The 12,416-nt window shown below is 59.3% G+C and carries 13 protein-coding genes; 9 read left to right on the top strand and 4 right to left on the bottom strand.

The features are described 5' to 3' along the window. The gene (locus tag JJ917_03710; GenBank protein ID MBO6697917.1) at window positions 1–1,521 is read right to left on the bottom strand and encodes a sugar ABC transporter ATP-binding protein; all 1,521 of its coding nucleotides are present in this window, start codon (window positions 1,519–1,521) and stop codon (window positions 1–3) included. 119 nt (window positions 1,522–1,640) lie between these two features. After that, a complete protein-coding gene (locus JJ917_03705) occupies window positions 1,641–2,747 on the bottom strand; it encodes an ABC transporter substrate-binding protein (GenBank protein ID MBO6697916.1) in 1,107 nt (368 codons plus the stop codon). Between the two features lie 204 nt (window positions 2,748–2,951). On the opposite strand from JJ917_03705, the gene JJ917_03700 reads away from it, so the two are divergent. After that, window positions 2,952–3,983: a LacI family DNA-binding transcriptional regulator gene (locus JJ917_03700; GenBank protein ID MBO6697915.1), complete on the top strand. Its 1,032-nt coding sequence runs from the start codon at window positions 2,952–2,954 to the stop codon at window positions 3,981–3,983. Between the two features lie 23 nt (window positions 3,984–4,006). Here the strand turns inward: JJ917_03700 and JJ917_03695 are convergent, their stop codons facing one another. Next, complete coding sequence (locus JJ917_03695) at window positions 4,007–4,666, bottom strand: GntR family transcriptional regulator (GenBank protein MBO6697914.1); 660 nt, start codon at window positions 4,664–4,666, stop codon at window positions 4,007–4,009. Between the two features lie 117 nt (window positions 4,667–4,783). On the opposite strand from JJ917_03695, the gene JJ917_03690 reads away from it, so the two are divergent. The 8 genes from JJ917_03690 to JJ917_03655 all read left to right on the top strand — a co-directional run bounded on the left by JJ917_03690 (window position 4,784) and on the right by JJ917_03655 (window position 11,474). Then, window positions 4,784–5,290, top strand: coding sequence for a TRAP transporter small permease (locus tag JJ917_03690; protein MBO6697913.1), 507 nt, complete (start codon window positions 4,784–4,786; stop codon window positions 5,288–5,290). Window positions 5,291–5,293: 3 nt separating this feature from the next. Further along, a complete protein-coding gene (locus JJ917_03685) occupies window positions 5,294–6,574 on the top strand; it encodes a TRAP transporter large permease (GenBank protein MBO6697912.1) in 1,281 nt (426 codons plus the stop codon). A gap of 67 nt (window positions 6,575–6,641) precedes the next feature. Next, window positions 6,642–7,625 carry a DctP family TRAP transporter solute-binding subunit gene (locus tag JJ917_03680; GenBank protein MBO6697911.1) on the top strand — a complete coding sequence of 328 codons (984 nt, stop codon included), beginning with the start codon at window positions 6,642–6,644 and terminating at the stop codon, window positions 7,623–7,625. 4 nt (window positions 7,626–7,629) lie between these two features. Then, window positions 7,630–8,619, top strand: coding sequence for a C-terminal binding protein (locus JJ917_03675; GenBank protein ID MBO6697910.1), 990 nt, complete (start codon window positions 7,630–7,632; stop codon window positions 8,617–8,619). Between the two features lie 29 nt (window positions 8,620–8,648). After that, the gene (locus JJ917_03670; protein MBO6697909.1) at window positions 8,649–9,299 is read left to right on the top strand and encodes an RraA family protein; all 651 of its coding nucleotides are present in this window, start codon (window positions 8,649–8,651) and stop codon (window positions 9,297–9,299) included. A 20-nt stretch (window positions 9,300–9,319) separates the two neighbouring features. Further along, window positions 9,320–10,231, top strand: coding sequence for a sugar kinase (locus JJ917_03665; GenBank protein MBO6697908.1), 912 nt, complete (start codon window positions 9,320–9,322; stop codon window positions 10,229–10,231). A gap of 6 nt (window positions 10,232–10,237) precedes the next feature. Then, on the top strand, window positions 10,238–10,939 hold the full coding sequence (locus JJ917_03660; GenBank protein ID MBO6697907.1) for an SDR family oxidoreductase: 702 nt from the start codon (window positions 10,238–10,240) through the stop codon (window positions 10,937–10,939). A gap of 7 nt (window positions 10,940–10,946) precedes the next feature. After that, the gene (locus tag JJ917_03655; protein MBO6697906.1) at window positions 10,947–11,474 is read left to right on the top strand and encodes a 2,4'-dihydroxyacetophenone dioxygenase family protein; all 528 of its coding nucleotides are present in this window, start codon (window positions 10,947–10,949) and stop codon (window positions 11,472–11,474) included. Between the two features lie 121 nt (window positions 11,475–11,595). Here JJ917_03655 and JJ917_03650 read toward each other — a convergent pair whose 3' ends face one another. Then, window positions 11,596–12,336, bottom strand: coding sequence for a DeoR/GlpR transcriptional regulator (locus tag JJ917_03650; GenBank protein MBO6697905.1), 741 nt, complete (start codon window positions 12,334–12,336; stop codon window positions 11,596–11,598). Window positions 12,337–12,416 lie beyond the last annotated feature (80 nt).

The raw sequence follows: 12,416 nt of genomic DNA, 5'->3' as shown, positions 1-12,416 counted from the left end.
TTAGGCCGCATCCTCCATGGTCTCCGTCAGCCCAAGATTGAGCGAGGCCGCAATGATGTTTTCAGCGGTCAAATCGTCACCGGATAGACGCTTCACTACCTGACCAGCATAGAAAATATGCACCTCGTCGCAGAGGTGGATCAGCTCTTCATAATCGGTGCTGAGCAGCAGAACCGCCACGCCATCCTCGGCCAACTTGCGCAGCAGCGCGTAAATCTGTGTCTTGGTTTTCACATCAATGCCGCGCGTTGGGTCGGCCAACAGCAAGCATTTGGGCGAAAGCACCAGCCATTTGATCAGCGCCACCTTCTGCTGGTTGCCACCGGAAAGATCTTCAACCGGTTGATCCAGGCTGCGGCATTTCAGTTCAAGCGCTTCGATGAATTCTTGAAAGATCTCTGGGCTGGGGGCGTCATGGCCCGTTCGGTCGGTCGCAGCCAACTCCATGTTCTGGCGGATCGACTGGGCGAGGATCAGGCCCTCGGTCTTTCGGTCTTCGGGTACCAAGGCGATGCCCGTATCTGGTTGTTTCGCGTCTTTGGGCGAACCAAGGGCAAGAGGTTTGCCGTCCATGGTCAAGGCGCCATCAGTTTGCTTCAGCAGACCAAACAGACCCTGAAGCACCAGCATCTGGCCCTGACCGTCCAGCCCACCCAATCCGGTGATCTGGCCCGCACGCAGGCAAAAGGAGACATCGCGCAGCACATCGCCCCACCCGAAATTCTCCAACCGAAGCACTTCTTGCGCGTGCGGGTCAGGCTCGGGTTTGGGTGGGAACAGTTCATCGAACGACTGTCCAACCATCTTGTCGATGATCGCTGGATAGTCGTAGGCGCCATTGGCAAACGTATCGATGTGCTTGCCATTGCGAAACACAGATATGGTGTCAGCAAGCGCTTCAATCTCGTGGAAACGATGCGAAATGAAGAGAACCCCTGTCCCGTTGTCACGTTCCTTGCGAACGAGCGCAAAGACCTTATCAACGACCGATGCGTTGAGGGCCGACGTCGCCTCATCGAGGATCAACAAGCGCGGTGAACGGCTGAGCGCCTTGGCGAACTCAACCTGCTGGCGTTCGGCCAATGTCAGATCGGCAACAAGGGCGTTGAAAGCGATGGAAGCACCGTCAATCTCATCAAGAATGGTGCGAGCGCGCTGCAAACCGTCAGACTTCAATCGGCCAAGCCCGCTGCCAGGCGCGCCGAGCAATAGATTGTCGCGAACGGTTAAGTCCGGCACCAGCGAGAGTTCCTGAAACATGCAGATGAGGCCGAGGTCCATCGCAACGCGCGGTGACGACAGGTTCTGCTCCTTGCCATCGACAAAGATCGACCCTTCGCTCGGCTCGATCACGCCGGCAATCAGCTTCATGAGCGTGGATTTGCCAGCACCGTTTTCGCCCAAGATGGCGTGAATTTCGCCAGCATAGCAGTCAAAATCCACATCGGTCAGCGCCGCCGTCGGACCGTAGAATTTCGACGTGCCGGAAAGGCGCACCAAGGGTGTCGTTGCTTTGGCCATTATGATCCCCTGCTACAAAGACAAGACGCATCGCCACAGTCGTGGAGCTTTGTCGCCTTGGTCAATGCACCGCGCGAAAAAGCGGCGCCCGGAAAAACAGGCGCCGCTTCGCTGTGGGCCTACTCGACGCTTTGGCCGAGCAGCTCTTCGGGGGAGAAGGGTTCAAAACACTCAGCGAACCCTGTGCCGGTGTTGAACGAGTTCGGCAGATCAGGGAAATAGTTCACCCCAGCTTCCAGATCGTCCGCCGGCACTTGCGGAATCGGCAGGAAGATCGTTTGCGGCAACGCGTTGCCCTGAAGCAGTGCAACGGCAGCTTCCAGCGCGATCGCCGACATGGCCGGGGCCTGGCTGGCGGAAATGCCTGGAATATCATGCTCGTCCATCAGGATACGCACGCCATTCTCCCCATCCACACCCATGGGAACGATGGGGTGGTCGGCGGCGAGCATCGCGTTGATGGTTCCGGCAGATCCGTGCTGCGACACCACGCCGTCAAATTGACCATGGGTCGCCAGCGCGTCGGCAACCACACGTTGGCTGGTGCCGGTGTCCCAGTTGCCCACAACTTCGACAATCTCAAGACCTTCGACGTCTTCCAGGATGCTCATCATGCCCAAACGACGATCGCGGTCCGTGGCGTTACCGGGCAAACCGTTGACCATCAAAATCTTGTCGGCCTCACCGCCCAGCTCGTTTATCACGGTCTCAGCCTTCAAGCGACCAAGCGCGAACTGGCTTTCATTCACCTGCACCACCTGGTCGGTGTCGAGCACATTGTCGAATGGCACAAGAATGGTGCCAGCGCGTTCGGCGCGGCGGATAACACCCTCAAACGCAGTTGGGTTCACAGCGATGAAGGTAATGGCGTCGTAGCCGGCGGCGATGAAGTTATCGATCGCCGCGATTTGCGCCGCGCTGTCGTCGCCAACCGATACAACGTCAAAGGTTTCAAGGTTGGCTGCATTTTCTGGACGCGCCGCCCAAGCCTGCGCCGATTGAATGGCCTGAATGCGCCAGTCATTGCCAGCAAAGCCGTTCACGAAGGCAATCTGATACGGGCCTTCGCGCTCATCATACTCGATGACTGCCGAATCTGGCGCCGGCGCAAAACATTCAGCGCGGTGGGTCGCATGGTTGTCGGCGGCTGCCGGGGCGCTGAAAGACGCGGACCCAGCAATTGTGCCGGCCATCAACGCGGCGAAAGCAAAAGCGATTGGTTTCATGATGTCCTCCCAGGACCATTGGTTATTCTTGTTGGTGTTACGCCACGATGGCGACCTGCACATTTGACAGCGCATAAGCCATTTCTGTTATGTTAGCGCAAACATATTTTGCAGCGCCATATTATGATTGCGCAAACACATGTCAAGAGTAGACTTTGAACCTCAAACAATGGTCTGACTGCGAACAAAGGGGAGCAGGACATAATGGCGAGCAAAAAGCAGGCTGCGACAACCGCGCGTCAGCCGACAATGAGCGATGTCGCTCGGCTTGCCGACGTCAGCCAGATGACCGTTTCGCGGGTCATGCGAAAAACCGGCTATGTAAGCCAGGACATTATCGACAGAGTGCAAGCGGCATCCGCGCAGCTAGGCTATGTGCACAACCGCATTGCCGGCGGGCTGGCTGGCGAAAAAAATGCGCTTGTTGGCGTGGTGTTGCCAACGCTCGGCAACCGCGTCTTCACCGAAGTGCTCACGGGCATCACACAGGCCCTTGCCTCCTCCGGGGTCCAGCCCGTCTTTGGCGTCTCGGAATATTCGCCGCAGACTGAAGCCGCGCTGGTCGAAGATCTTCTCTCCTGGCGACCCATGGGCCTCATTTTGCCTGGGTTGGAACAGGCCGAGCCGATCCGCAAAATGGTGGAAACATCCGGCATTCGCACCGCCCAGATCATGGATATCGATGGCGCGCCGCTGCTGGGCGAGTACGCCGCCTGCTTCGGCTTTTCGCAGGTGCGCGCGGGCACCGAAATGGCGGAGCATCTGCTGCAAAAAGGTTATCGCCGATTTGGCTATATCGGATGCCAAGTCGATCTTGATGTGCGGGCCGCCAAACGGCGCCGAGCGTTTATCGACACAATTCAGGCCAACGGCGGGCACATGGTTGCCGAGCGGCAATCCGACGAACCCTCGTCCATGGTCGTGGGTCGCAGGCTAACGGCCGAAATCGCAAACGATCCAACACCGCCCGACGTCATCTATTACGCCAATGATGACCTGGCATCCGGCGGTCTCATGCATTGCATCGCTGAAAACATTGCCGTTCCCGACAAACTGGCTTTGGCTGGGTTCAACGGTTTGAGCTTTCTGGAATCAATGCCCATCGACATCACCACCACGCGCACACCGCGCTACGAGATCGGCTTCCAGGCCGGCCAATATGTCAGTGGCACCGAACACACCGGCGCCCGCCTGGTTGACCTCGGCACGACCATCGTTCCCGGGCGGACAAGCTGACTTTTATCTGAAGCGGCAGCAGTTTAGTCTTCCGTTGAAGCCAGGCGCCAATAGGATCCTTCTTTGCGTCCGATATGCTTGATGAGAATGTCCTCGGCCGCATCAACATCACCCGCCTTCAAGCAGTCGACCATTCTTTGGTGCTCATCAAAGGATTTGCTCATATGCTCGGGGTGATTGCCTAGCCGGTTCCGTAACGCAGCCATCTTCGATGCGATCGTCTGATAGGCATCGTTGAGGAACCGGTTGTCGGCACGGTCGAACAGGATCTGATGGAACCGCGTGTCAGCGGCCAAATAACGTGAATCATTGCCAGCCTCTCGCGCTCGGCCCATGTCATTGACACAGGCACCAAGGTCTTTCGCCAGCGCCTCGGGCTGCACCCGGAAGGCATGCCGAAGTGCGGCCGTTTCCAGGCTGACGCGAACATCGCTGATTTTACCAAGCTCCTCAGGTTCCAGCGAAAAAACAAAGGTTCCGCGCTGAGGTACCGTGCGGACCAAGCCCTCCATTTCCAGGCGGTTAAACGCTTCACGGATCGGCGTGCGGCTGATCTCCAGGCTCTTCGCCAGACGCACCTCAGACAACATCGCGCCTAGGTCCAGTTCACCGGAAACGATCTGTTGGCGGATTTCATCGGTCACCAGCCCAGTGAGTGATTTTGGCTTTTCAAATTTTGACATGCGCACTCCTGTCCTTGGCAAGTTCTAGCCCGAGCGCCACTGGCATACAATGCACATGAATTGACACGCTGCCGACTGTATGCCAGTTTGGCGTCATCGCTCAATCGGGAGGAAGCGGTGAACGCCCTGGAACGCCACCTTGTGGCCCTCAACCGCGCTTTGGTCGCGCTGGTTCTGGGCGCAATCTTCGTGATCGTCTTCATCAACGTGATCGGCCGCTACTTCTTCGGGGAGTCCCTCGCCTGGGGCGAGGAAGCTGCGCGTCACCTGATGGTGTTTGGCGCCTTCTGTGGCGCTGGCTTGGCGCTTCGCGACGGCCGGTTGGTGTCGATCGATCTCATCCCCGATCTGTTGCCCAAGCCTGCCACTTTGGCCATCCGCTGGCTGGGTGTCGCTCTCATGGCGATCTTCATGGCGGTCGTGTTGTGGCTCGGCGCGGAGTTTGCAGCCTTCAGTTGGCGCAACCAGACCATGTCCACCGGCATGTCGCGCGGCATCCCCTATCTCTCCATCCCCATCGGCTGCGGCCTGTTCCTCATCCATCTGGCGTTTTTTGCCCGCCGCTACGTGCGCGGCGCGTTTCATTCGGTTGAGGACACCGGCAACGAAAGCGAACAGGGCTAGGCGATGGGCAACACGCTGATCTTGCTGTTCTTCGCGACGCTGCTTCTCGGCGTCCCGGTGGCGTTCACCATGGGCATGGCGGGCATTGCAGCCATTTTTCTGGATGGCGGCCTCAATCCTCTGGTCGCCGCGCAGCGGATGTTTGCCGGCATTGATTCCTTCCCGTTGATGGCGGTGCCGTTCTTTATTCTGGCGTCAGAACTGATGACCGCCTGTCGCCTGACCGACAAGTTACTGCGCTTCGCCAACGCTTTGGTCGGGCACCTGAAGGGTGGCCTCGGGCACGTCAACATTCTGGTCTCGATGCTGTTTGCCGGCATCAGCGGATCGGCGCTCGCCGACGCGGCCGGACCATCCGCTATCGTCATGCGCATGATGCGGGCCGCCGGATACGACAAGCACTACGCAGGGGCGCTTTCGGCCGCCACGGCGACCATTGGGCCGATCATTCCACCATCCATCTTGATGGTTATCTACGCGATCTCCACCACCGGCGTCACGGTGGCTGGGCTGTTCTTGGCCGGCATCATCCCTGGCCTGATGCTCGGTTTGGCACTTGCGGTGGCAAATCAGATCGTCTCGACGCGCGCCGGATATCGCGGCCAGGAAACGCGGGCGAGCGCATCGGAGCTCGGTCAGGCGACGCTGGCCGCCCTGCCCGCGATCATCATGCCGGCGATCATTCTCGGCGGCATTCTCTTTGGGGTTTTCACGCCAACCGAAGCCGGCGCCGTGGCAAGCGCCTACGCGCTTCTTCTCGGCGTGGTCACCAGGAAGCTCTCTTGGAGTGGGCTCAACCACGCGTTCACCCAGGCGGCCATCACCACAGCGTCCGTTCTGCTCATCGTGGCCATGGCATCGGTCTTTGCCTGGCTGCTGACCTATGTACGCATACCGCAAACCCTGGCGGAGATGATCGCGCAGATTTCCGACAATCGCTTGGTCATCCTTTTCATCCTCGCGGCGTTCGCACTGATCTGCGGCTTCTTCATCGACACCCTGCCCGCGCTCATCATTCTCACGCCCATTCTTGGACCCATCGCGGCAAGCGCCGGCATCGACCCCATGCATTTCGGCATGATGCTCGTCCTCAATCTGACCATCGGCATGATCACGCCGCCGGTCGGTCCGGTTCTCTTTGTCATCGCGACCGTGGGCAAGCTGCGGGTTGAGAGCCTGTCCAAGGCGGTCCTGCCACTGCTCGCAGCTGAATTGTGCGTGCTGCTGCTCGTCATTCTGGTGCCGGAACTGAGCACCTTCATCCCAAATTTGTTTGGTTACTGACATGAAAACGGAGGAAACAACCATGAAAACCATGTCCAAACTCGCCGCCACGACGGCGTTGGTGGCTATGGCCATCGGAACCCAAGCGGCCCTGGCCCAAGACGCGACTGTTCTGCGCTATGCGCACTTCCAGGCCGCAGACCTCAGCTCACCGAAGCACGCTGCTGCGTTGGCGTTTGAGACCTGCGTCGAGGCGATGACAAGCAGTTCCATCGACGTTCAAATCTTCCCCGCCAGCCAGCTTGGCAACGGCGCGGAAGTCATGGAAGGCCTGCAGCTCGGCACCATCGAAATGGGCGTCGTCCATGACGGCCCGATCTCGGCAAGCTACGCGCCGTTTAGCGTATTGGCCCTTCCCTACCTGTTCGACCACCAAGCCATGGCTTGGTCGGTCATGGATGGTGAATTTGGTGACGCACTGTTTGATGACATGCGCGACCAAACCGGCATTCGCGTGTTCGGCGTCGCTGACAATGGCGTGCGCAACTTCACCAACTCCGTACGCCCAATCGACGATCCATCCGATATGGAAGGGTTGCAGATGCGCGTTATGACGGCGCCTGTCTGGGTCACACTGGTGGAAAGCCTCGGCGCCTCCGCGACGCCCGTGCCATGGCCAGAGCTTCCCGGCGCGCTGCAGCAAGGCGTCGTTGATGGTCAGGAAAACGGCGTCACCAACATCGTCAACGCCTCGCTCTACCAGCATCAAACCTACGTGTCGCTCGATGCCCATGTGTTCTCCTGGCACGCCTACATGATGTCGGACATGTTCTACAACTCGCTCTCTGATGCTGAGCAGGACGCGGTGAGCCAGTGCATGGACATTTCCATTGCCATTCATCGCGGCATGACAGCGGCACAGGACGCGAACGCAGCCACGATCCTCGGTGATCTCGGCATGGAGGTTGTGCCGGTTTCTCCCGAGCAACGCGCCGAGTTCCGCGACCTCGCCCAGCCGGCTGTTCGCGAGTTCGTCGTTGGTGAGATCGGCAGCGAATGGCCAGCAGCGCTCGACCAAGCCATTGCCGACTACCGGGCGGCATTCGAGTAAGGCAATGGACGACCATTCCGCGAACCAACCTCGGATCAGCGTGTTGGAGCCTGGCTATGCCAGCTACCAAACCGAAGCATCCATCCTTGCCCGTCACGGCGCCACACTGGTGCCCGTGGCGGAAGAGGACGATGCCGTTGAAGCGCTAAAGGCGATCGATCCGGTTGCCATCCTGGTTCGCGAACGACTCGTCGGACAGGCGGAGCTTTCCGCCTGTCCCAACCTCAAAATCGTCCAACGCTACGGCGTTGGCGTCGACAACATCGATTGCGCTGAGGCAACACGCCGAGGCATCTTTGTCGCCAACGTGCCGACCTATGGTGCTGAGCACGAGGTTAGCGACCACGCGCTCGGTCTTTACCTGGCGCTGCAACGTCGGATCGTGACCCGTGACGCTGAAGTGCGTTCTGGCCAATGGGACATCGGGCAAGCCCAGCCGATCATGGGTCGTGGTGCCTCCACGCTCGGCTTGATTGGCTACGGGCGCATAGGCGCGCAGGCCCGCAAAAAGTTCGCGGTCTTCGGCTTTTCCCGCGTCCTTGTTTCAGACCCCAGCCTAACCCAATCGGCAGCCAGGGAAGACGGGGTTGAGGTATCCGATGTCGACACGATCTGTTCTGAGGCCGACGTCATCAGCCTCCATGCGCCGCTGACGTCCATCACCCATCACATCATCGACCAGCGGCGCATTGCGCTGATGAAGCCGACGACGCTGGTCATCAACGTTTCCCGCGGCGGGCTCATCGATGAGACTGCACTTGCCGATGCGCTTTCTTCGGGCGCGCTTTCCGGCGCTGGCCTCGACGTTTTCGAAACCGAGCCGCCAGCCCTCGATCACCCCTTACGCCTCACACCGAATACGATCCTGACCGACCACAGTGCTTGGTACTCCGAACGCTCGGCCAGGGCTCTGCAAGAAACCGCTGCCCAACAGATCGCAAAGGTCATGGACGGCAATCCCCCCGACCACTGGGTCAACCGTTGGCCCAGCTAATCCTCACCCCCACTCCAAGGAGTTTTGCCATGGACACTCAAGCCCTCGTGGCCGGTTTTCGAGACGTCGCCACCGCTTCGGTCGCCGATGCCGTTGACAGCATCGCAGGTCGAACAGGCTTCCTGCCGCAGTCGATCAAGCCACGCATCAACGAAAACAAGGTCGTTGGTCCTGCCGTCACCATTCTTGAAGGACCAACCGAAGAAACGGTCCCGCCGCAGCACGCTTTGGATGCGATTGACGAGGCCGAGGCGGGCTCGGTGATCGTGATCTCCACCAATGGCACGACAGACGTCGCCGTCTGGGGCGGATTGATGACGGCAGGCGCCGTCGCCAACAAACATGAAGCGGCTGTTCTCGATGGCGGTGTGCGCGATCTGGTTGAGATCAAGCGCGATTATGACTTTCCGGTCTATGCCCGCTGCGTCTCGCCAGGCACGACTCTGGGCCGGATCAAGACCATCGCATCGAATGTCGAAGTCGCCATTGGCGAAGTCATCGTGCGTCCCGGCGACATTCTGGTTGGCGATGTCGATGGCGTCGTGGTTGTCCCGCGTGAGCATGCCGAAGCGGTGTTAACCCGCGCGCAAGAGATTGACGCCCGTGAAGCCGAGCAGGCGCGGTTGATCATTGCATCCGGCTCGCTTCGCGAAGGTTTAGCGAAATACGGCCGCATCTGACGGGCAGGAAAGAAACGCGCATGACACCTGACATTCTCTGTCTCGGCGAACCCTTGCTCGAGTTCAACGAGCAACCGGATGGTCGCTATCTTTCCGGCCATGGCGGCGACACGTCCAATGTCGCGATCGCAGCCGCCAGGCAGGGAGCGTCAGTCGGCTATGTCACGCAAGTTGGAGCAGATGCCTTCGGCAACAGCTTCATGGAGTTGTGGCAGTCCGAGGGCGTCGACACGTCAACCGTCAGGCAGGTGACGGACGCCCACACCGGCATCTATTTCGTCACCCATGGCCCCAAAGGCCATGAGTTTAGCTATTTTCGTGCCGGGTCGGCGGCAAGCGAGATGACGCCTGACGATCTGCCCGACGAGGCGCTGGACGCCTGCAAGATCCTTCATGTGTCCGGCATCAGCCAGGCGATATCCGACACGGCGGCGGACACGGTTTTTGCGGCCATCGAGACCGTCAAACAAGCTGGCGGACAGGTCTCTTATGACACCAATCTGCGGCCAAAACTTTGGCCGCTTGACCGGGCGCGGGCCGTCACCCATGCCGCCATGGCAAAGTGCGATATCGCGCTTCCAGGCTTGGAGGATGCTGAGCAACTGACGGGATTGAACAATCCTGACGCCATCGTGGACTTCTACCTCCAATTGGGGGCGAGCATCGTCGCCCTCACCCTCGGGCCCAAGGGCACGCTGGTGGCAACGCCAGATCGTCGTGACACCCTCCCCGTCAAAAAAGTGGAGGCGGTTGATGCCACAGCGGCAGGCGACACCTTCGACGGTGCGTTTTTGGCACGCCTCTGCGCTGGCGACTCGCCGTTTGATGCGGCAAGGTATGCCAACGCTGCCGCGGCGTTGGCGGTTCAAGGGTATGGTGCGGTTGCGCCAATGCCGCGTGCCGATGCTGTGCGCGCTTTCTTGGCGGAGTGAGACTGCATGAAAAAAGCGTTGGTAACCGGTGGCACACGCGGCATTGGAGCCGGTGTCGTGCACGTTCTTGCCAGCCAAGGATGGCAGGTTATCGCCGCAACCCAGTCCGAGGCAGAGATCGAGGAGTTCGAGGCGCCGGCAGGTACGACAACGGCCCGCGTCGATGTCACGGACCAAGCGACCGTCGATGCTTTGTTGGCCGGCATCGATCGGCTCGATGGGCTGGTAAACTGCGCTGGCATTTTGATGCGCGGTGAAGAGTATGACCTCGACAACTTTCAAAAGGTGATCGACGTCAATCTGGTCGGCACCATGCGCATGTGCGTCGCCGCCAAAGACAAGCTCGCCGAGACGGGCGGATCCATCGTCAATATCGCCTCCATGCTAACCTATTTCGGCGGGCCTTTGGTGCCGGCCTATTCCGCCTCAAAGGGCGGCGTGGGTCAGTTGACCAAGGCGCTCGCCGGCAAATGGGCTGGCGATGGTGTGCGCGTAAACGCCGTCGCACCCGGCTGGATCGACACCGAGATGACCCAAGCCCTCCAAGCCGATCCAAGCCGCAACGGGCCGCTCATGAACCGAACCCCGATGAACCGTTGGGGCCAGACAAACGAAGTCGGCGCGCTTGTCGCCTGGCTGCTTTCCGACCAAGCATCCTTCATCACCGGGTCAGTCTATCCCGTCGATGGCGGCTACAGCGCAATGTGAGGACCCGATGCCCCTGCAAAAGACCGACGAAAATCCGCTGACGCCCTATCAACTGCCCTTCCCGGCCGATGCGCAGGACGAGATCGTTATCCCCGATGCCGTTCCCAAGGATGAACGGATCTGGGTGCCCCAGGCCGACAACGTTTGGTTCCGGCCGCTGTGCCTCAACCGATCGCAGGGTTACTGGATGAACCTTCTAAAAGTTCGAAAATCCGGAGTCTTGTCACGCCATCGCCACCCGCAAGCCGTACACGGATGGGTTCTCAAAGGACGCTGGCACTATCTGGAACATGATTGGGAAGCGACGCCCGGCAGCTATGTTTTTGAACCGCCGGGCGAAACCCACACCCTGGTTGTGCCTGAGGGCGTCGAGGAGATGATCACCTATTTTCAGGTCAATGGCGTGATGTGCTACGTCGATCCTTATGGCGAAGTCCTTGGCTACGAGGACGTCTTCACCAAGATCGACAATTGCCGCAAACACTATGCCGAGGTCGGACTCGGCGCCGATTATGTCGATCAGTTCATCCGGTAAAAACCGAGATTTCCAACGAGAGCTCGCCGGTTGTCGTTAAAAATGCCAGAGGGACGTGTCCAATCTGCCGGCTTGTCATCTCATCACCGTCACGGCGGCAACGAATTGGTCCGGCTGGACTCTAGGTCGCGATGATCTCCAAGCCCTTCTGACGCGCAGCCTTCATAAAGTCGGTTGGTGCAGCCTTATTGGTAATCAGCGTATCGGCGCGCCCTAGCTCCACGATACGTGCTGAAGCGATGTGGTTGATCTTGGTGTAGTCGGCCATGAAGACCACCCGCTTGGCCGCGCGCACCATGGCTTTGGTAACCTCCGCCTCGGCCCAACTGCTGTTTGTGAACCCCCGCGTCTCATGCACGCCAGAGGCGCTGAGCAGGGCTAAGTCGGCATTGATCTCACGAAGCAGCACATCGCCCAACGGCGAAACCAGCGAGTTGCTCTTCGGCCTCAGTGTTCCACCCGTCACAATGACGGTAACGCCCTCATGACCGGTCAAGATACGCGCAACATTGATGGAGTTGGTCACCACGACCAGGTCCTTGATGGCAGCCGGTATATGCGCGGCCAGAAGTTCGGCTGTTGAACCGCTCGACATGAACATCGTCTCACCGTCACGAATCATCTCGACGGCAGCGCTCACAATGCGTTCTTTTTCTTTCAAACGTGTTGGCACCGAAAGGCCGTCATCGCCATCATGACGGCTGGTAAAAGCCGCAATCGCTCCGCCTCGTATCCGACGTAGAAGATGTGCTTGCTCAAGCTGCGCTAGGTCGTTGCGAATGGTTACGGCGGAAACGCCCATCGACGCCACAAGATCATCGATCTGCACGCGACCGTGATCCTTGAGGTCATCAACGATCAATTTTTGTCTTTCGGTAGCTTTCAAAGATGGCATATAGTAAAGCAACTCTCATGCAGGGCCAGGTGCTCAAACGGCCGATC

It is taken from the genome of Hyphomicrobiales bacterium, from assembly GCA_017642935.1.
Classification (GTDB): domain Bacteria; phylum Pseudomonadota; class Alphaproteobacteria; order Rhizobiales; family MH13; genus MH13.
The sequence above is the reverse complement of the archived record's forward strand: the minus strand, read 5'-3'. Positions and strand labels throughout refer to the sequence as shown.